Below are 19,027 nucleotides of genomic sequence, written 5' to 3' on the forward strand. Positions count from 1 at the left end.
AACATCCGCGATGGAGCACGACCTTGTGGTCTTCGTGCCGGGCATTCTCGGCAGCCGGCTGACCCGGGACGGACGGGACCTGTGGCATCAGTCGAAGCAGGCCGCGCTGCAGATGCTGCGCCCCTCCAAGGCCGCGGAGCGCCTCGCGCTGCCGCCCGGTATCGGCGACGACGAACCGGAAGAGCCGTGGGCGGTGGACGCCGACGAACTGCTCAAGGGACCCGACGCCTTGCCCGGTCTGGTGTCGTTCCTCGGCTACCCGGACGTCAGGGCGATGCTGGAGCGCAGCCCCGACCACCATCCGCAGGGCGGGTTGCGCCCCGGGCAGTACGTGGCCTTCGCCTACGACTGGCGTCTGTCCAATCGGCTCAACGCGCGCCGTCTGCGGACCCGGGTGGAATCGGCGCTCGCCCGATGGCGGGAGCGGGCCGCGGGCTTCTATCCCCAGGCACACGACGACGTGCCGAAGGTCGTGTTCATGTGCCACTCCATGGGCGGCCTGATCGCCCGCTACTACCTGGAGTGCCTGGGCGGCCGGGACATCGCCCGCTCGCTGGTCACCATCGGCACGCCGCACCGCGGCGCGGCCAAGGCGGTCCGCTTCCTCACGAAGAACGGTGTGGGGCCCGGCGCGGACCAGGGCAGGCTGCGCCGGAAGGCGATGCGGAAGGCGGCGCGGGTCAACTCCGCACTGGTGGACCTGGCCCGCACGTTTCCGTCCGTGGCGCAGCTGCTGCCGGTGTACAAGGCGGCCATGGCCGACGGCGGCAGCCGGTGGCGTCCGCTGACCGACGGGTTCGTGCCTGATCTGCCGTCGGAGCTGGTGGACGACGCCTTCGCCTTCCATCGCGAGTTCACCGATGCCTGGGAGGCGAGCCGGTCGGCCCTGCCCGTGCCTCCGTACCGGGTGCACTGCCTGGGCGGCAGGGCGCACCCCACCGTGCACGGTGTGGTGGTCGGCGTGGAGGGAACGCTCGAGTTCCCCACCTGGCTCGACAACTCCCAGGAGTGGACCGGCGACGGCACCGTCCCGGAGGAGTCGGCCTTCGCCAAGTGGGCCCTCGACGACATGTCGCAGGCGGTCTGGGGCGGTGAGCGCCACGCCACGATGGCGGGGGCGGAGTCGGTCGGCCACCAACTCGCCGCCATCCGCAGGGGCAAGCCCGCCAGGGAAACGCTGGCGGGGGAGGACTTCGGACTGGCGGCTCCGGACTTCGCCGTCGCGGGCGAGCCCTTCGAGGTCGCGGTCACCGGGATGGCCGACCTGGGAAGGACGGTACGGGCACGCATGGTCCGGGACGGGGTGCCGGCGGCAGCCCCGGTCCGGCTGGAACCGGACGGTACGGGCAGCCTGGTCGCGGACCTCACGGCCCCTTCCGGTACCTGGGTGCTGGAGGTCGAGGCGGAGCGGCCGCGGGTGCTGTGCCGTGACGTCGTGACGGTCGTCGAGGACTGACGCGATGTCGTCACGGTCGTCGAGGGCCGACGCGATGTCGTCACGGTCGTCGAGGCCCGATGTGGCGGATCGGACCGTCCCTCACCGGTGACGGGCCGGCAGGTGTGGCCGGCGGTCCTGGAAGTGAGCCCGGTCAGGTCCCCGACGAGGCCGTGAGGGCCGCGCGCAGGTGGCCCGAGGTGCGGGCCAGGAGCGTGGCCGCCGTCGGGGCGTCGACGTCACCCAGGATCACCAGGATCGCGTTCTTCACCTCGCCGTCCGTCGCTTCCAGGGCCGACTCGATCTCCTCGTCGGACGCGCCCGTGGCCAGCGCCACGATGCGGCGGGAACGGGCGCGGAGTTTGTCGTTGGAGGCGCGGACGTCGACCATCAGGTTCCCGTACGTCTTGCCCAGGCGGATCATCGTGATCGTCGAGATCATGTTGAGCACCAGCTTCTGCGCGGTGCCCGCCTTCAACCGGGTGGACCCCGTGAGGAGTTCGGGCCCGGTGACGACCTCGATGCCGTGTTCCGCGGCCGCGGCCAGCGCGCTGTCCGCGTTGCAGGAGAGCCCGATGGTGAGGGCGCCGAGGGCGCGGGCGTGTTCCACCGCGCCGATGGCGTACGGGGTGCGGCCGGACGCCGAGATGCCGACGACCGTGTCGTCGGCCGTGAGTTCCAGGCCGTCCAGGTCCGCCGCGGCCAGTTCCTTGCTGTCCTCCGCGCCTTCGACGGCCTTGACCATCGCGGTCGGGCCGCCCGCGATCAGGCCGAGGACCTCCGACGGGTCGGTGTTGAAGGTGGGCGGGCACTCGCTGGCGTCGAGCACGCCCAGCCGGCCCGCCGTGCCGGCCCCCGCGTAGATCAGCCGGCCGCCGCGGGACATCCGCTCCGCGGTGCCGTCGATCGCGGCGGCGATGGCGGGCAGTTGCGCGGCGACGGCGGCGGGGACGGTCTCGTCCTCGCCGTTCATGATCCGGGCGATCTCGAGCGTCGGCAGCCGGTCGATGTCGGCGAGCTCGGGCCGGAACGCCTCAGTGGTGAGAGTGGCCAGCTGGGCGCGGAGTTCACCGTAGGTGGAGGTCATGAAGAGCGGCTCGGCTTTCTTGGTACGCGGGGGGTTCGGTCAGCGGGTGCGCGGGCTGTGGCGGTGCGCGAGGGCTTCGTACGAGGCGGCGAGGGCAGGGGCCGCCGACTCGTACGTACGCTGGGCGACGCCTATGAACAGGCAGTCCACGACGAGCAGTTGGCTCGTGCGGGACGACATCGCGGCCGGCCGCAGCTCGCTCTCGCGGGCGGTCGACGTCGTCAGCACGTGGTCGGCGTACTGCGAGACCGGGCCGTCGGGGCGGCCGGTGATGGCGATCGTCGTGGCGCCGCGGTCGAAGGCGACCCGCAGCGGCTCGATCACGTCACCCGTGGAGCCGGAGTGGGTGATCGCGATGGCCACGTCGCCGGAGCGCAGCTGCACGGCGTTGGTGACGGCGAGGTGCGGGTCGGCGTGGGCATGGGCGATCAGGCCGATGCGGAGCAGTTTCTGGGCGAGGTCCATGCCGACGAGCGAGGACGCGCCGACGCCGTAGATGTCGATGCGGCGGGCGGTCGACGCGGCGGCCACCGCCGCGCCGAGCTGGACGGTGTCGAGACCGGCGGCGGTGTCGGCGAGGGTCTGCTGCTCGTCGTAGGCGAGCTTGGCGACGACGTCCGCGATGGGGTCGTCGACGGCGATGTCGGTGGTGATGGCGGGCGCCCGGCCGGACTCCTGGTGGGCGGCGAGGCCGGCGAGCGCCAGGCGGAGGTCGCGGTAGCCGGGGTAGCCGAGCAGGCGGGCGGTGCGGACCACGGTGGCCTCACTGGTGCCGGTGAGCTCGGCGAGGCCGGTGACCGTGAGGGCCGCGCAGCCTGCCGGGTCGTCGGCGACGGCTTCGGCGACCCGCTGCATGGAGCGGGTCATGGACGGCGAGAGCGTACGCACCTTGGCCGCGAGGGCGGCGGGGGCGGGAGCGTCACCGCTGAAAATTTCCTTCACTTGATTGGTCACACTTGAAAGGTATTTTCGCGTTTCGGGTGGCGTCAAGACCCGGAGACAATGGGTGCATGGACGACTCGAACCCACTGGAACAGGCTCTGCACCGGGCCCGGGCCCTGGTCCTCACCGATCTGGCCGCCCGAGACGTGGCCGACGCGGGAGTCGTCTCCATGGTCGAGGACGCCGTCACGCACCGCCGCTGGTGGGTCGAGCAGTGGCCGGAAGGCGTCGAGTACATCGCCGGTCTGGTCGCCCAAGACGTCCAGGACGCCCTGCTGGAGCGGCACGGCCGCTGGCCGCTGTGCCCGGTGTGCGACGCCGGCGACCCGCACGCCCTGGAGATCCAGCCGGAGCTCGGGCCCGACCCGCACTGGGTGTGCGGCAAGGCGGGCGTGGTGGTGGCACCCATAGGCGGCCTGACGTGACGGTCTACATCGACCCGCCGACCTGGCCGGGTCACGGCCGCATGTGGTCCCACCTGGTCAGTGACGTGTCGTTCGAGGAGCTCCACGCCTTCGCCGCGTCCATCGGCTGCCCGCCGCGCGCCTTCGAACGCGACCACTACGACGTCCCCTCGCACCGCTACGCGGACGCCGTCGCGGCGGGCGCGGTGGAGATCGGCTCCAAGGAGCTCGTACGCCGCCTCACGGGCGCGGGGCTGCGGCGGCCCAAGGGGCGTTCCGTCTGAGGGACCGGCGGAGGGGGAACCGGGCGGCCCGGACCCGTTCGCCCGGACGTCCGCTCACACCCGTTCCGCGGAGACGGCCCGCTCGCCCGGGACCGACTGGGACACCACCCGTGAGCTGCCGTGGAGCCGCAGCGCCGCCGCCACGAGGACGATGGCGACGACCATCATGGCCGCGCCCGCCCAGGCCGTCGACGTGAAGCCGAGGTCCGCGTCGATCACCACGCCGCCGAGCCAGGGCCCGCCGGTGTTGCCCAGGTTGAACGCGGCGGTCGTCGTCGCTCCGGCGAGCGTCGGCGCCGCGCCCGCGACGTTGAACATCCGGGCGTTGAGCGCCGGGGCCGTGAAGAACGAGGAGAAGCCGAGCAGGAACGACAGCGCCACCGCTGCGGCGGCGTACGAGGCGAACAGCGCGATCGCCGTCAGCAGCACCGTCGACGCGGCTATGCCGCTGAGCATGACGCCGAACAGGTGCGCGTCGGCCACCCGCCCGCCGATCGTCGAGCCGGCCAGCGCGCCGATGCCGAACAGCGCGAGCACGGTCGGCACCCAGCCGGCGTCCAGTCCCGCCACATCGGTGAGCAGCGGACTGAGGTACGTGAACAGGCAGAACACACCGCCCGCCGCCAGCGCGGTGATCGCCACGGCCAGCCAGACCTGGCGGTCACGGTAGATCGTCAGCTCCTTCCGGAGCTGCGGCTTCTGCTCGGGCAGCGGGATGTGCGGGATCCGCATCAGTACGCCCACGAGCGCCACGGCGGACGCCGCGCCGACCGCCCAGAACGCGGACCGCCAGCCCAGGTGCTCGCCGAGGAACGCGCCGGCGGGGACGCCGAGGACGTTGGCGATCGACAGTCCGCCGATCATGACGGCCATGGCCCGGGCACGGGAGGTCACCGGCACCATCGCGATGGCGACGGCCGCGCCCACCGCCCAGAAGCCGGCGCAGGCGAGCGCGCTGATCACACGGGAAGCGAAAAGGATCTCGTAGCTGGGCGCGAGGGCGCCGGCGACCTGGCCGACGCCGAAGACGGAGATCAGCGTGATCAGCGTGGTCCTGCGGGGCAGCCGTAGCGTCGCGATGGCGAGCAGCGGGGCGCCGACCACCATGCCGACCGCGAACGCCGAGGTCAGCAGCCCGGCCCGGGGGATCGAGACGTCCATGTCCGCCGCAATGGGCGGCAGCAGCCCGGAGAGCATGAACTCGCTCGTCCCGAGGGCGAAGACGGAGAGGCCGAGGATGTAGACGGCGAGCGGCATACGGGCGCGAGCGGGGCGTTCGGAAGGGTCGGGCATGACAGTTGCCAACAGGTGGTTGAAGCCTGGAATTCCCGGCCGGGCCGCGTGGTCAGGACGCGGCGAGCAGCTCCAGCTCGACGGTGAGGTTGTGGCGGGCCTTCTGTTCCCACTCCTGCCGGCCGTGCGGCGTACGGAACAGCCGGGGCAGGGCGAGGAGCTGCCGGAGCACCGCGGCACGGCCGTCACGGAAGGCCTCGTCCGGGACGAAGGCGTACTCCTCGCGTACCGCCGCCGCGTATGCGGCGTACGCGTCGGGGGCGGCGGCCAGGATCGCCAGGTCCGCGTCGCACAGCACCTGGCCGTTGCGGTCGCTGTCGTCAGGGGCGTGGGTGGTGGTCAGGCGCACCAGCCGGGCCACCTCCGCGGTCGCCCGCTCACTCAGCCCGGCTTCCGGAAGGGCGCGCTCGGCGAGGCGGGCGGAGCGCTCCTCGTTCTCCGAGCGGTCGGGGAGATACACGGCGTCGTGGAACCAGGCGGCCAGCCGTACGGGGTCGGGATCGTCCGCATGGCCGGCGAGGGTGTCGATGTGGCCGAGGACCGCGATCAGATGGCCGGTGGTGTGGTACCGCCGCTGCGGCTCGGCCCAGCGCGCGAGCAGGTTCTCCCCGTACGGCAGCGGGTCGGGGCCGTTCGCGTCCCCGCGGGCCGCGAGGAGCGCGTCGGTCCAGCGGGCGCGGAGGTCGGCGGATCGATCGGTCATGGCTCATATTGTGCCCGCACACGCGAAGGGCCCCGGGGCGGGTGCCCCGGGGCCCTTCGCGTGCCTTCACGCGGCCTTGAAGCCGCGCAGTCGCAGTGAGTTGGCGACGACGAAGACGGAGGAGAAGGCCATGGCGGCTCCGGCGATCATGGGGTTGAGGAGTCCGGCGGCGGCGAGGGGGAGGGCCGCGACGTTGTAGGCGAAGGCCCAGAACAGGTTGGACTTGATGGTGCCGAGGGTCTTGCGGGAGAGGCGGATGGCGTCGGCGGCGGCGTTGAGGTCGCCGCGGACGAGGGTCAGGTCGCCGGCCTCGATGGCGGCGTCGGTGCCGGTGCCCATGGCGAGGCCGAGGTCGGCCTGGGCGAGGGCGGCGGCGTCGTTGACGCCGTCGCCGACCATGGCGACGCTGCGGCCCTCGGCCTGGAGGCGCTTGACGACGTTCACCTTGTCCTCGGGCATGACCTCCGCGATCACGTCCTGGGGGGAGATGCCGACCTCGGCGGCCACGCTCTTCGCGACGGCCTCGTTGTCGCCGGTCAGGAGGATGGGAGTGAGGCCCAGGGCGCGCAGGCGGCTGATGGCTTCCGCGCTGGTGTCCTTGACGGCGTCCGCGACCTCGAGGACCGCGCGGGCCTCGCCGTCCCAGGCGACGGCGATCGCGGTGCGGCCGGCGGCCTCGGCCTCGTGCCGGGCGCGGGCGAGGCCGGCGGGCAGTTCCATGGCCCACTCGGCGAGCAGCCGCTCGCGGCCGACGAGGACGGCGTGGCCCTCGACGATGCCCTGGACGCCCAGGCCGGGGATGTTGGCGAAGTCCTCGGGGGTGGGCAGGCCGCCGAGCTTCTCGGTGGCCCCGGCGGCGACGGCCTGGGCGATGGGGTGCTCGGAGGCGTTCTCCAGCGCACCGGCCAGCCGCAGCACCTCGGCCTCCTCGGTGCCGTCGGCGGTGTGCACGGCGAGCAGGGTCATCCTGCCGGTGGTGACGGTGCCGGTCTTGTCGAGGACGATCGTGTCGACCTTGCGGGTGGTCTCCAGGACCTCGGGTCCCTTGATCAGGATGCCGAGCTGCGCGCCGCGGCCGGTGCCGACCATCAGCGCGGTCGGGGTGGCCAGGCCCAGGGCGCAGGGGCAGGCGATGATCAGGACGGCGACGGCGGCCGTGAACGCGGCGGTCAGGCCGGAGCCGTTGCCGAGCCAGAAGCCCAGGGTGCCCAGGGCGAGCGCGATGACGACCGGGACGAACACGGCGGAGATCCTGTCGGCCAGGCGCTGGGCCGCGGCCTTGCCGTTCTGCGCGTCCTCGACCAGCTTCGCCATCCGGGCGAGCTGGGTGTCGGCGCCGACGCGGGTGGCTTCGACGACGAGGCGGCCGCCGGCGTTCAGGGTGGCGCCGGTGACGGTGTCGCCGACCGAGACCTCCACCGGGACGGACTCGCCGGTGAGCATCGAGGCGTCGACGGCGGAGGCGCCCTCCACCACCGTGCCGTCGGTGGCGATCTTCTCGCCCGGCCGGACCAGGAACCGGTCCCCGACCTTCAGGCCGGACGTCGGGATCGTCTCCTCCCGGCCGTCGCGCAGCACGGTCACGTCCTTGGCGCCCAGCTCCAGCAGCGCCTTCAGCGCCGCGCCCGCCCGGCGCTTCGAGCGCGCCTCGAAGTACCGCCCGGCCAGGATGAACGCGGTGACACCTGCCGCCGCCTCCAGGTAGATGTTCCCCGCCCCGTCACTGCGGGCGATCGTGAACTCGAACGGATGCGTCATGCCGGGAGTGCCGGCGGTGCCGAAGAACAGCGCCCACAGCGACCACAGGAACGCCGCCGACGTACCGACCGAGATCAGCGTGTCCATCGTCGCCGCGCCGTGCTTCGCGTTCGTCCACGCCGCCCGGTGGAAGGGCCAGGCCGCGTAGGTGACCACCGGCGCGGCCAGGGTCAGACTCAGCCACTGCCAGTACTCGATCTGCAGCGCCGGGATCATCGCCATGGCGATCACCGGGACGGCGAGGACGACCGCGGTCACCAGACGCTGCCGCAGTGGGGTCAGCCCGTCGTCCGCCGGGGCCTCCTCCTGCGCCGCCGGCCCGCCCTCGACAGGTGGCGGCGCCGGTTCGGCGGCGGTGTAGCCCGTCGCCTCCACGGTGGCGATCAGATCGGCGACGGCGGTGCCCTCGGCGAAGGTCACCTTCGCCTTCTCGGTGGCGTAGTTGACGGTCGCCTCCACACCGTCCATGCGGTTGAGCTTCTTCTCGATCCGCGCCGCGCACGAAGCGCACGTCATCCCGCCGATGGCGAGCTCTACGGAGCGGGATTCGGTCGCTGTCTGCGGCATGGTGTTCTCCTCGGCCTCTCTCGATACCCCTAGGGGGTATCTCTTGATGTCTCCATGTATACCCCCACCCCGTACTGGATGCAAGCCCGCTTCCCGGGAAGGATCAGGGGTGTGGCTGCCGTCCGGCTCGCCGAGCATTAGGCTGGCCAATGGACTAGACCTGTCGGAGCCTGGAGGAATGGGTCCCATGAGCAACCGTGTACTCCTGGAGGTGATCGCCCTCGACGCGGGGGACGCGGTCGCCGCCCAGTCCGGAGGGGCCGACCGGCTGGAGCTGGTCACCGACATGGCGGCCGACGGGCTGACGCCGCCGGTCTCCACCTTCACGGCGATCCGCGCGGCCGTGGACATCCCGCTGCGCGTGATGCTCCGCCTCTCCGACGGCTTCGCGGCCGGCGGCCCGGCGGACGTGGACGCCCTCGTCGGGGCCGCGCAAGCACTGCGTGAGGTGGGGGCGGACGAGTTCGTCCTCGGGTTCCTCGACGACCACGGGCAGCCGGACCTCGTCACGATCGAACGGCTGCTGGCCGTCGTCGACGACTGCCGCTGGACCTTCCACCGCGCGATCGACCACGCGGCGGACCGCGACTCCCTGCGCAAGCAACTGGCGGACCTGCCCGGGCTCGACACGTATCTCACGGCCGGCTCCCCCGCGGGCGTCGACGACGGCATGCGCACGCTTCTCGCCGAAGCCGCACGGCACGGCGAACCGGGCTACGAGCCGCGGCTCCTGGTCGGCGGGGGCCTGCGCCTGGACCACGTCCCGCGTCTGCGGCAGGCGGGCCTGACGGGCTTCCACATCGGCGGCGCGGCACGTCCCGGCGGATGGTCGACCCCCGTGGACCCGGCAGCGGTCCGCGAATGGCGCACGGCGCTCGACGCGTAGCGAGCCCGGGGCGCGGCGGTCTCGCCCCCGGCCCGGCCCGGGCCGGGGGCCATGCCGGCCTCGGCCGGGGTGACGGGTCGGGCCGTGCGGCCCAGGCGGGGATGGCGGGTCGGCCCCATGCGGCACCGGCCGGGCGTATGCCCGGTCGCGCGCTCGCCGGGCGAGGGGTGTGCCGACGGGGTTCGGCCCTGGACGGGTGACAAGTCGGGCCGTGCGGCCCTGGCCGGGGTGGGCAGGACGGCCCATGCCACACCGGCCGGGGGCGCATGGCCACGCGCCCGCCGGGCGAGGGACTTCCCGGTCCGGCCCCGACCGCGGATGTGCCAGCCGGAGGGGCTTCCCGCCGGGTGTGCCCGGTCCCGCCCCGCCGGGCGACGGGCTTCCTGACCGGGTCAGGTCCCGGCCGCCGGTGTGCCGGGCGGGGGCTTGCCGCTCGGGTCCGGCTCAGGCCCGCAGGTGCGGCGGGCCACGCCCCTCCGGGCGAAGGGCTTCCCGCCGGGGCCGGGGGGCCGGTCCGGGCGGGATGTGGATGCGGTCGGTATCCGGTCGCGGGCGCGGGAGGTCCGGTCTCGTGCGGCGGCGCGGCCGGGTGGTCCCGGACCCCGGCGGCGCGTGGCGCAGCCGCCCGGCGGTGGTCAGGTCAGCTGGGGCGGGAGCGGGGCCGCGTGGAGGATCGTGAGGCCGGAGACCGCGCGGGTCAGGGAGACGTACAGCCGGCGCAGGCCCGTGCGGAGGTCCGGCTCGTCGCTGATGACCGACGCCGGTTCGTCGAGGACCACGTAGTCGTACTCCAGGCCCTTCGCCAGCGACGCCGGGACGAGGGTGAGACGCGCCTCCGCGGAGGTCTCCTCGCCGGGGGAGAGGTAAGGGAGGCCCGCCGCGGCCAGCGCGGCGGAGAGCGCGGGGACACGGGAGTCCGCCGCGATCAGGCCGATGGAGCCCTCGTTGCGGAGGGATTCCGCGCACGCCGCGACGACCGCCGCGTCGAGGTCCGCGACGTCCGCGACCGCGCGGACCTCGAGGGAACCGGGGGACTCGCGGACCGAGGAGACCGGCGCGAGCCCGGGGGACATGTGCGGGAGCAGCCGCGACGCGTAGGCGATCACCTCGCGGGGGACGCGGAAGCCCGCGGTCAGCTCCTCGACGACCGCTTCGGGTTTGCCGAGGTGGGACAGCGCCTCCGCCCACGACGCGGTCGCCCAGGGCGTCGTGCCCTGGGCCAGGTCGCCGAGGACCGTCGCCGAACCCGTGGAGCAGCGGCGGCCCACCGCCCGGTACTGCATCGGGGACAGGTCCTGCGCCTCGTCGAGGACGACATGGCCCAGCGACTGGGTGCGCTGCACCAGGTCCGTCACCTCGTCGATCAGCACCGCGTCCGCCGCCGACCACTTCGCGGACCGCACGCTGCGCGCGGGCTTCGGCAGCAGGATCGTCGCCTGCTCCTCGGGGGTCAGGACGCCCTCCGCGTGCGCGGCGAGGAACTCCGCGTCGGAGAGCAGCCGCAGCACGAGCTTCGCCGGGTCGACCGGCGGCCAGATCGCCTTGACCGCCGCCTTGACGGCGGGGTTGCGGGCGACCGCGTCCTGGACCCGGTCGTCGGGCGCCTCCCCCGCCTCTTCCATGCGGACCAGCACGGTGTGCGCGATCCGCTGGGGGAGGGCGTCGCGGGCGGCGCCGTAGCGGATGTCGCGGTCGAGCAACTCGCGGACGATCTCCTCGAGTTCGTACGCCGGGATCCGCCAGCGCCGTGATCCGCGGACCACGACCACCGGCTCGGTCGGCATCGTGACGTGCGAACGGACCGCGCGCCGCAGGACCTGCGCCATCCTGGCGTCGCCCTTGACGACGGCCGCCGCCGCGGTGTCCCGGCCGCTGACCTCCACGTGCCCGACCAGGTCGTCGACCGTGGCCTGCTTGACCTCGAGCTCGCCGAGGGCGGGCAGCACCTGCTCGATGTAGTGGAGGAAGGAACGGTTCGGCCCGATGACCAGGGTGCCGGTGCGCGCCAGGCGCTCCCGGTGCGCGTAGAGCAGGTACGCGACACGGTGCAGGCCGACGGCCGTCTTCCCGGTGCCCGGCCCGCCCTGCACGCACACCGTGCCCGACAGGCCGCTGCGCACGATCTCGTCCTGCTCGGGCTGGATCGTCGCGACGATGTCCCGCATGGGGCCGACGCGCGGCCGCTCGATCTCCGCCTGGAGGAGCCTGGAGGTCTGCTCGGTCTCCGACGGGTCGGTGAGGTGCTCGTCCTCGTACGCCGTCAGGTCCCCGCCGGTGTAGCCGAAGCGCCGGCGCAGGCCGACGTCCTGCGGGTCCTTGCGGGAGGCCCGGTAGAAGGGCTGCGAGACCGGCGCACGCCAGTCGATCACCATCGGGTCGCCCCCGGCGTCGTGGACGTGGCGGCGGCCGATGTAGAAGCGGCGGCCCTCCTGCGTGGTGGGCAGGTAGTCGAGGCGGCCGAAGAAGAGCGGGGTGTGGGACAGGTCGGCGAGCGCCTTGATGCGGTCCTCGATCTGCGACTGGAGGACGGCGGCGTTGACCCAGTTCGCGGTGACGTCCTTGATGTCGAGGGACTGGACGTCCTCGCGCATCGCGCGCAGGGCGGACCGCGACGCGGCGAGGTGGGCCCGCTCGCGGGAGAGCGGGTCGTCCCCGTCGATGGCCACGGTGGAGGTCGATACGTCGGGTACAGGGGCGTGCGCGGGCACGAGTTGCCTCCGGCTGAGCTGCGTGATCACGACATGGCGGACCGGCCGGTTTCCGTCCGGGCGGCGGCTCTCCTCGGGGGAGGCGGGGAAGGCCCCGGGCAGCGGACAGGCGACCAGGGGCAAGCCCGCGATTCTAGTGGGGCGGCCGAAGGGGCGCGAACGGTTTTTCCAGGGGGTGCGACGGCGAACTGTTCCCGGCCGTAGGGGCGGCGGGGTCATTCCCGTAGGGGACGCGCTCTGTCTGGAGTAGTACGGGGAGTGCCTTCCGGTTCACCCCGCAGCCCGATGCTCCGGACGGGTGACGCGCAGCACCATGGACTCATGACCACAGCGATCCTCACCCCGGGAACCACCCGCCACGGAGCCGCCGCGAGCGGTGCCGGAGACGACCGGCACCATCGCGTCGGCAACGCGCTGCGCGCGGTCAGGGTCTTCGCGGGTGCCGTCTTCAGCGTCGCCGTCCTCGGCGAGTACGCGGAGGAGGCCGGCGTCCGGCGCCGCTGAGCGGGGTGGCGGCGTGGGGTCTGTGCCTGGGGCCGCTGCGCGGGGCGTTTCCCCACCCCGCCCCTTCCCGCTGTACCGATGTGCGGCTCCGCCGCGTGGGGGCTCCGCCCGGGCCCGGCACCGCGCTGCGCGCGGTGTTTCGGGGGCTCCGCCCCCGGACCCCCGCGCCTCAAACGCCGGCGGGGCTGAAGTGGCCTCGGCCGCCGGCCTGGCTGGATGCCGCGCAGCGGCATTTCAGCCCGCCTGGGGGCACCTCCCACGGCCGCCAGGCCGTAGGGGGAGATTGAGGGCCCCGCGCGGAGCGCGGTACGCCGCCCGCAGGGCGGCACAGGGTCCGGGGCTTGCCCCGGGTCGGGAAGTGGGGGTCCCCCCACGGCCGCCAGGCCGTAGGGGGAGGGTAGGGGAACGGCCCCGCGCAGCGGGTACGCGCCCCCGACGTCAGCGCACCGGGTCCTCGCCCGTCAGCAAGTCGTCCGCGTCCATGATCCGGTACGCGTAGCCCTGTTCGGCCAGGAACCGCTGGCGGTGTGCCGCGAAGTCCTGGTCGATCGTGTCCCTCGCCACCACCGAGTAGAAGTGCGCCTTGTGGCCGTCCGCCTTCGGTCGCAGCACCCGGCCGAGGCGCTGGGCCTCCTCCTGCCGGGAGCCGAACGTCCCCGACACCTGGATGGCGATCGTCGCCTCCGGCAGGTCGATCGAGAAGTTCGCGACCTTGGACACCACCAGCACGCTGATCTCGCCGTTGCGGAACGCGTCGAAGAGCTTCTCGCGCTGGGTGTTCGGCGTCTCGCCCTTGATGACCGGCGCGTTCAGGTGCTCACCGAGCTCGTCGAGCTGGTCGATGTACTGGCCGATGACGAGGGTCTGCTGACCGGCGTGCTTGCGCACCAGCTGCTCGGTCACCCTGCGCTTCGTCGCGGTCGTCGCGCAGAAGCGGTACTTCTCCTCCTGCTCCGCCGTCGCGTAGGCCAGCCGCTCGGAGTCGGTCAGGTTGACCCGGACCTCCACGCAGTCCGCGGGGGCGATGTAGCCCTGGGCCTCGATCTCCTTCCACGGCGCGTCGAAACGCTTGGGGCCGATGAGGGAGAAGACGTCCGACTCCCGGCCGTCCTCGCGCACCAGCGTGGCCGTGAGGCCGAGCCGGCGGCGGGCCTGGAGGTCGGCGGTGAACTTGAACACCGGCGCGGGCAGCAGATGCACCTCGTCGTAGAGGATCAGGCCCCAGTCGCGGGAGTCGAAGAGCTCCAGGTGGGGGTAGATGCCCTTCCGCTTGGTCGTCAGCACCTGGTAGGTGGCGATGGTGACCGGGCGGATCTCCTTCCTCGTGCCGCTGTACTCGCCGATCTCGTCCTCGGTCAGCGACGTGCGCTTCACCAGCTCGTGCTTCCACTGGCGGGCCGAGACGGTGTTGGTGACCAGGATCAGCGTGGTGGCCTTCGCCTGGGCCATCGCGCCCGCGCCGACGAGGGTCTTGCCCGCGCCGCAGGGGAGGACGACCACGCCGGAGCCGCCGTGCCAGAAGCCCTCGACGGCCTGCTTCTGGTACGGGCGGAGCGCCCAGCCCGACTCGTCGAGCTCGATGGCGTGCGCCTCGCCGTCGACGTAGCCCGCGAGGTCCTCGGCCGGCCAGCCGAGCTTCAGCAGCGTCTGCTTGATCTGGCCGCGCTCCGAGGGGTGCACGGCGACCGTGTCCGGGTCGATGCGGGCACCGACCAGGGGCTGGACCTTCTTCGACCGCAGGATCTCCTCGAGCACCGGCCGGTCGGTGGAGGTGAGGACGAGCCCGTGGGTGGGGTGCTTGGACAGGGTGAGCCGGCCGTAGCGGGCCATGGTCTCCGCCACGTCGACGAGGAGTGCGTGCGGCACCGGGTAGCGGGAGAACTCGACCAGCGCGTCGACCACCTGCTCGGCGTCGTGGCCCGCGGCCCTGGCGTTCCACAGGCCCAGCGGAGTGACCCGGTAGGTGTGGATGTGCTCCGGCGCGCGCTCCAGTTCGGCGAAGGGCGCGATGGCGCGACGGCAGGCGTCCGCCTGCTCGTGGTCCACCTCGAGCAGGAGCGTCTTGTCGCTCTGGACGATCAGCGGTCCGTTCAACGCCACACCCTTTCGGTCGGGCCGGTCCGTCCGTCCGGGACACGGCCAAACATCCAGTGTCCCGCATCGCGGGCCTGTCCGGGGAGCGCGCGGGTAGCCGGGTTGTCATGACCACAGATGACCCGCCCCGCGAGTGGGGCAGAACCCTCCTCCGCGCAGGTCTGATCGTCTGCGCCTTCGCCGCCCTGGTCCTGTTCTCCGCCGTCCTGGCGCGGCTGACGCTCACGCCGTCGCACGCCTCCGAGGGCGTCGCGACGGCGAACATGCGTCCCGGAGCGTCGCTGCGGCAGTACGCGGAGGACTACACGTTCCTGGCGGCCGCCAAGCAGGCCGGCGGCAATCTGCTGCTCGGCGTGCCCTTCGGCGTGCTGCTGCCGGTGCTGGTGCCCCGGTCGCTGCGGTTGCTGCGGGTGATCGTGCTCACGGTCGTGGTGATGGCCCTGGTGGAGCTGGCGCAGGGCGCGATCGTCGCCGGCCGGGCCTTCGACGTGGACGATGTGATCCTCAACACCACGGGCGCGCTGATCGGTTACGTCCTGCTCGGTCGCAGGCTGGGCCGTGCCTGGCGCCGGCGGCGCGGCGAGGCGGAGCCCGCAGAGCCCGCGACCGGACGTTCCGGGCTTCTCACCGGGCGGCTCAAAGGGCGTCGTCGGCCAGTTCCGCCACGCCGGTGATGCGGTGCAGCGGATACGTCCTCACCTCGTCCGCGGTGTGGTCGAACGCCGTCACGAAGCCGCCCTCCACGCGGACCGGCGCGATCACGCGCTGGCTGGCGGCGCCCTCCGCGTTGACGTAACCGATCCACACCGCCGAACCGGTGAGCGCGGCGGCCTGGACGGTGGCCAGGGTCTCCGCCGACGAGGTGCGGGGCAGTTCACCGGCCGGCGGCCGGCCCTCCTCGGCGGCCGGCTTCCGTACGACGCTGGCCGCCATGTCACCGGCCCTGATCGCCTTCACGGCCGCGCCGAGCAGCGTGCTGTCCGGTACGGGCGGCCCTTCCGGTACGGGGGCGGGCGGGGTGCGCGGCGGGGTACGGCGGGCATGGGCGCGGGTGATCACCACATCGCCCTCCGTGGACTCGGCGGCCGGCGCGTAGCCCATCGCGCGCAGGCCCTCGAGCAGGGTCCGCGGATCGCTCTGGGCGGCGAGCACGGTCGGCGCCAGGCGGCGCAGCCCGAGGCCCTGGGACCGCTTGTCGGCGAGGATCTCGCCGAGGACGGCGTCGTCGTCGCAGCGCACGTAGGCGGAGGCGGCGCCGATCCGCAGATGGCCGTGGCGGCGGGCGACGTCGTCGACGAGGTAGCTGAGCGGCTGCGGCACGGGTGTGCGGGAGTGCGTGGCCAGGAACGTGTGCACGTCGGAGGCGGCCATGCCGGCGTCGAGAGCCCGTCGTACGGAGCCGGGCGTGAAGCGGTAGACGGTGGCCCCGCCCTTGGACTCGATCTCGGCGAGGACGGCGAGCGTCTCCGCGAGGGGACGGTCGAGGGGCCCCGGGGCGACCGCCGTGAGGTCGGCCTGGAGCAGGACGTGGTCGAGCGGCTCCGGCAGGAGCGGCGTGAGGGACTTGACGGCCCGGGCGCGCCGGTCGGCGAGCGTGCCGCCGGCACCGGGCCCTTCCCCGCCGAGCAGGGCGCGGCCGTGCGTGGACAGCGCTCCGCGGCCCGTCACGCCGAGCAGCTCCGCCTCCGAGAGGGTCCATGCCGCGACGCGTGCCCGCAGGTCCTTGGTGGAGCCCGCCGCTTCGCCGCGGAGCGGCCGCTCCCAGCGAAGCCGGGACAGCAGCGACTCGGGGGCGGGGGCGGTGCCGTGCGGAAGCTCCGCCGCCAGTTCCAGGACGCGCCGGCGCACCTCCACGGCGGCCGAGCGGTCCAGGTCCGGGCCGAGGACGGAGAGCGTGCGGCCCTTGGCGTCCTGGCTGCCGACGAGGCCCGGCGTACGCGTCGCCGTCAACCAGGCGACGGCCAGTTCACCCCACCGCTCCGCCGTCGGGAGTTCGAGCCACTCGTCGTACGCCGGTGTCGGCGCGTACCGCTCCTCCGCCTCGCCGTCGGAGGCCAGCAGCCCCGCGGCGTAGGCCAGTTCGATCCAGAACGCGGCGAGCTGCTCGCTGGTGTCCAGCGCCGCGGCCGCCCTCTTGAGGTCCCGCACGGCCAGACCTCCGGCGCGCAGCACCGCCGGGCCGCCCTCGTGCCAGTCCTTCAGCAGGTCCTCGACCGTGGTCAGCGCCGTGTACGCCTGCCCGGCCGCCGCGTTGTCCACAGCCCGTGGACCGTATTCCGCGGCCGGCGTGACGGCCGGCGGAACCGGCTCCGGCACCCGGTGCGCTCGACCCGCCCGCAGATGCAGCGCCACCTCCCGTGGCAGCACCACCGTGCGCGGCGACGCCGGCAGCAGCAGACCGCGGTCCCGCAGCCAGCGCACGGGCGGCGTGGGATCGGCCGTCACCTCCCCGTACGGAGGCCCCCACACCAGCCGGTCCAGGACCGCCAGGGCGTCGGACGGGGCGGTGTCCAGCAGCGTCGCCATCCGCGTCCGGTCCGTGAACAGCGCGGTCAGCGACGCCACCGCCGACACCGGGTCGTGCGTCGTCGGCAGGCCCGCCGCCGCCACGATCTCCTGGAGGCGGCCGGGCGACATCCCGGCCGTCGCCTCCGTCACCGTGGGGCCGAGCCCGGTCGGCGAAGGACGGGTCGGCGACGGCGCGAGCAGCTCACGGGCCGTGCGCACCAGCCGCAGCTTGTCGTCGTCGCCCCACACCAGGGCCTGGCCGCGCAGGACCCCCAGGGCGCCGGGGAGGGCGGCCTCGACGTCCGCGTCCCCGTCGTCGCCTCCCATCAGCGCGAGCAGGGTCCCGTACGGTGCCGGGTCCGGCGCCACCGCCAGCGCCTCCGCGGTCTGCAGGGTGAACCGGTCCAGCCGCTCCAGCGCCCGTACGACCGAAGCGCGGGTACCGGCCCGGGTGGCGAGCTGGGTGACGTCGTTCGGCACCGGGCTCAGCAGATCGGGGCGGGCGCGCAACAGCGCGGCCAGCTCCTCGTCGTCGCGGGCGCGCAGCGCCTCCGCGAGCGTGCGCGGGCTGCCGCCGCGTTCTTCGGGCATGGTCCCCATCCGCCCCACGTTAGCCCCTGGAGCGCTACCGTCGGGGACGGGACGGCCCGGGAAGGCGGGCCGGCTCTTGGCGTCCGCCGGCCTGCGCACGGGAACACCGGGGAACGCCGGGCACACCGGGAACGTCAGGGGAACCGTCGGTGGGGATCGAGAGCGACCAGCTCGTCTACGACTATCTGAGCCGTGTCGGCGACCTGGCCCAGCAGGCCCAGCTTCCGTCCGGCGAACGTATGCGGCTCGTGACGACGCTGCGGACCGAGATCGACAAGCAGCGGACGAAGTTCGGCGGGGACAGCCCGGCGGGCGTACGCCGCATCCTCGGGCGGCTCGGCACGCCGGACGAAGTGGTGGCGTCGGCGACGTCGACCCCCGCGGCCCCGGCCGGCTCCCGGGACGCGGAGTCGCGGCCGACGTCACGTCAGGCGGCCCCGGCGGCCCGGGACATGGAGCCGGAGGCGTCCGCGCCGCCGCGTCCGCGGGGGCGGCGGCGCGTGCCGCGGCCGCGTGCGGGGGAGGCGCCCACGCCCACTCCTTCGCCTTTGCCGCGTGAGGCGGCGTCGCCGCCGCATCTCGCCGGCATGGACGAACTGGGCCCCTCCGGCTCCGAGCCGGACTGGTGGCGTATCGATCCGGCACCGTTCGGCCCGGGCGACGCCGTGGCCGGGTTCGTCGGTGGTGTCGAGATCCCCGAGATACTGAAGCCACCGCCGTCGGAGGACGAGAACGAGGCCGAGTCCGAGTCCGAGGACGATTCGGAGGGCGAGGACGCCGGGGCGCGCGGGCGGCGCCGTTCGCTGAGGCGGCTGCTGCGCCGCCGGGCCGCGGCCGACGCCGACACCGACGCCGACACCGCCGCCGGGGCCCGGACCGGCCTCGGCAGCCCGATGCTGCTGCTCGCCGCGGCGCTGCTCGTCGCCGGCGCGGTCCTCGGCTCGCTCGTCGCGCTCGGCCTCGGCTGGCTCCTCGCGTACGGCTCCCGCCGGCTGTCCCGCACGGAGGTCAAGTTCGCCGTGCTCGGCCTGCCGGGTGCCGCGGTGGCGGGCGGTGCGCTGTGGCTGTGGGGCCGCATCAACCGCCACTGGGGCGACGAGATTCCCGAGGACGGGATGCGGGACGCGCTGACGGGGACGTGGCCGTGGGTGGTGAGGGGGGCGGCGGTGGCGTCGGCGGTGTTCTTGGCGTGGCGCTCGCGGCGCCTGCGCTGACGCCTGCGGCGGGCCTGTTCCCCACCCCGCCCCTTCCCGAACCGGGCTC

The 19,027-nt window shown here is 73.8% G+C and carries 15 protein-coding genes; 7 read left to right on the plus strand and 8 right to left on the minus strand.

The window, feature by feature from the left end; translation table 11 throughout:
* Positions 1-10 precede the first annotated feature (10 nt).
* Positions 11-1,456, plus strand: a complete 1,446-nt coding sequence (locus tag AB0K36_RS09350) for an alpha/beta hydrolase (RefSeq protein ID WP_364590557.1) — start codon at positions 11-13, stop codon at positions 1,454-1,456.
* 133 nt (positions 1,457-1,589) lie between these two features.
* Here the strand turns inward: AB0K36_RS09350 and murQ are convergent, their stop codons facing one another.
* Positions 1,590-2,522 carry an N-acetylmuramic acid 6-phosphate etherase gene (gene murQ, locus AB0K36_RS09355; protein ID WP_364590559.1) on the minus strand — a complete coding sequence of 311 codons (933 nt, stop codon included), beginning with the start codon at positions 2,520-2,522 and terminating at the stop codon, positions 1,590-1,592.
* A gap of 39 nt (positions 2,523-2,561) precedes the next feature.
* The gene (locus tag AB0K36_RS09360; protein WP_159690556.1) at positions 2,562-3,476 is read right to left on the minus strand and encodes a MurR/RpiR family transcriptional regulator; all 915 of its coding nucleotides are present in this window, start codon (positions 3,474-3,476) and stop codon (positions 2,562-2,564) included.
* A 56-nt stretch (positions 3,477-3,532) separates the two neighbouring features.
* Between AB0K36_RS09360 and AB0K36_RS09365 the strand changes: the two genes are divergently transcribed.
* Together AB0K36_RS09365 and AB0K36_RS09370 are read left to right on the plus strand one after the other, a co-directional pair.
* Positions 3,533-3,889: a DUF8819 family protein gene (locus AB0K36_RS09365; protein WP_364590562.1), complete on the plus strand. Its 357-nt coding sequence runs from the start codon at positions 3,533-3,535 to the stop codon at positions 3,887-3,889.
* Complete coding sequence (locus tag AB0K36_RS09370; protein ID WP_364590565.1) at positions 3,886-4,152, plus strand: DUF4031 domain-containing protein; 267 nt, start codon at positions 3,886-3,888, stop codon at positions 4,150-4,152. Before AB0K36_RS09365 ends, AB0K36_RS09370 begins: the two co-directional genes overlap by 4 nt.
* 54 nt (positions 4,153-4,206) lie before the next feature.
* On the opposite strand, the gene AB0K36_RS09375 is transcribed toward AB0K36_RS09370, so the two are convergent.
* The 3 genes from AB0K36_RS09375 to AB0K36_RS09385 form a co-directional block, all read right to left on the minus strand.
* Positions 4,207-5,409: a Cmx/CmrA family chloramphenicol efflux MFS transporter gene (locus tag AB0K36_RS09375; RefSeq protein ID WP_364590685.1), complete on the minus strand. Its 1,203-nt coding sequence runs from the start codon at positions 5,407-5,409 to the stop codon at positions 4,207-4,209.
* Between the two features lie 88 nt (positions 5,410-5,497).
* Positions 5,498-6,148, minus strand: coding sequence for an HD domain-containing protein (locus AB0K36_RS09380; RefSeq protein ID WP_364590568.1), 651 nt, complete (start codon positions 6,146-6,148; stop codon positions 5,498-5,500).
* A 66-nt stretch (positions 6,149-6,214) separates the two neighbouring features.
* Positions 6,215-8,473 carry a heavy metal translocating P-type ATPase gene (locus AB0K36_RS09385; RefSeq protein ID WP_364590571.1) on the minus strand — a complete coding sequence of 753 codons (2,259 nt, stop codon included), beginning with the start codon at positions 8,471-8,473 and terminating at the stop codon, positions 6,215-6,217.
* 187 nt (positions 8,474-8,660) lie between these two features.
* On the opposite strand from AB0K36_RS09385, the gene AB0K36_RS09390 reads away from it, so the two are divergent.
* A complete protein-coding gene (locus AB0K36_RS09390; protein ID WP_364590574.1) occupies positions 8,661-9,359 on the plus strand; it encodes a copper homeostasis protein CutC in 699 nt (232 codons plus the stop codon).
* A gap of 635 nt (positions 9,360-9,994) precedes the next feature.
* On the opposite strand, the gene AB0K36_RS09395 is transcribed toward AB0K36_RS09390, so the two are convergent.
* On the minus strand, positions 9,995-12,067 hold the full coding sequence (locus AB0K36_RS09395; protein WP_435877820.1) for a HelD family protein: 2,073 nt from the start codon (positions 12,065-12,067) through the stop codon (positions 9,995-9,997).
* A 321-nt stretch (positions 12,068-12,388) separates the two neighbouring features.
* On the opposite strand from AB0K36_RS09395, the gene AB0K36_RS09400 reads away from it, so the two are divergent.
* Positions 12,389-12,571, plus strand: coding sequence for a hypothetical protein (locus tag AB0K36_RS09400; RefSeq protein WP_364590577.1), 183 nt, complete (start codon positions 12,389-12,391; stop codon positions 12,569-12,571).
* Positions 12,572-13,009: 438 nt separating this feature from the next.
* Here the strand turns inward: AB0K36_RS09400 and AB0K36_RS09405 are convergent, their stop codons facing one another.
* On the minus strand, positions 13,010-14,665 hold the full coding sequence (locus AB0K36_RS09405; protein WP_364590580.1) for a DNA repair helicase XPB: 1,656 nt from the start codon (positions 14,663-14,665) through the stop codon (positions 13,010-13,012).
* A 107-nt stretch (positions 14,666-14,772) separates the two neighbouring features.
* Here AB0K36_RS09405 and AB0K36_RS09410 point away from each other — a divergent pair, with 107 nt between their 5' ends.
* Complete coding sequence (locus AB0K36_RS09410; RefSeq protein ID WP_364590583.1) at positions 14,773-15,339, plus strand: VanZ family protein; 567 nt, start codon at positions 14,773-14,775, stop codon at positions 15,337-15,339.
* On the opposite strand, the gene AB0K36_RS09415 is transcribed toward AB0K36_RS09410, so the two are convergent.
* Positions 15,302-17,764 carry a helicase-associated domain-containing protein gene (locus tag AB0K36_RS09415; protein WP_364590690.1) on the minus strand — a complete coding sequence of 821 codons (2,463 nt, stop codon included), beginning with the start codon at positions 17,762-17,764 and terminating at the stop codon, positions 15,302-15,304. The two genes, AB0K36_RS09410 and AB0K36_RS09415, sit on opposite strands and share 38 nt — an antisense overlap.
* 149 nt (positions 17,765-17,913) lie before the next feature.
* Here AB0K36_RS09415 and AB0K36_RS09420 point away from each other — a divergent pair, with 149 nt between their 5' ends.
* On the plus strand, positions 17,914-18,978 hold the full coding sequence (locus AB0K36_RS09420) for a hypothetical protein (RefSeq protein WP_364590586.1): 1,065 nt from the start codon (positions 17,914-17,916) through the stop codon (positions 18,976-18,978).
* Positions 18,979-19,027: the final 49 nt, after the last annotated feature.

The organism is Streptomyces kurssanovii, from assembly GCF_040677245.1.
Classification (GTDB): Bacteria; Actinomycetota; Actinomycetes; order Streptomycetales; family Streptomycetaceae; genus Streptomyces; species Streptomyces kurssanovii.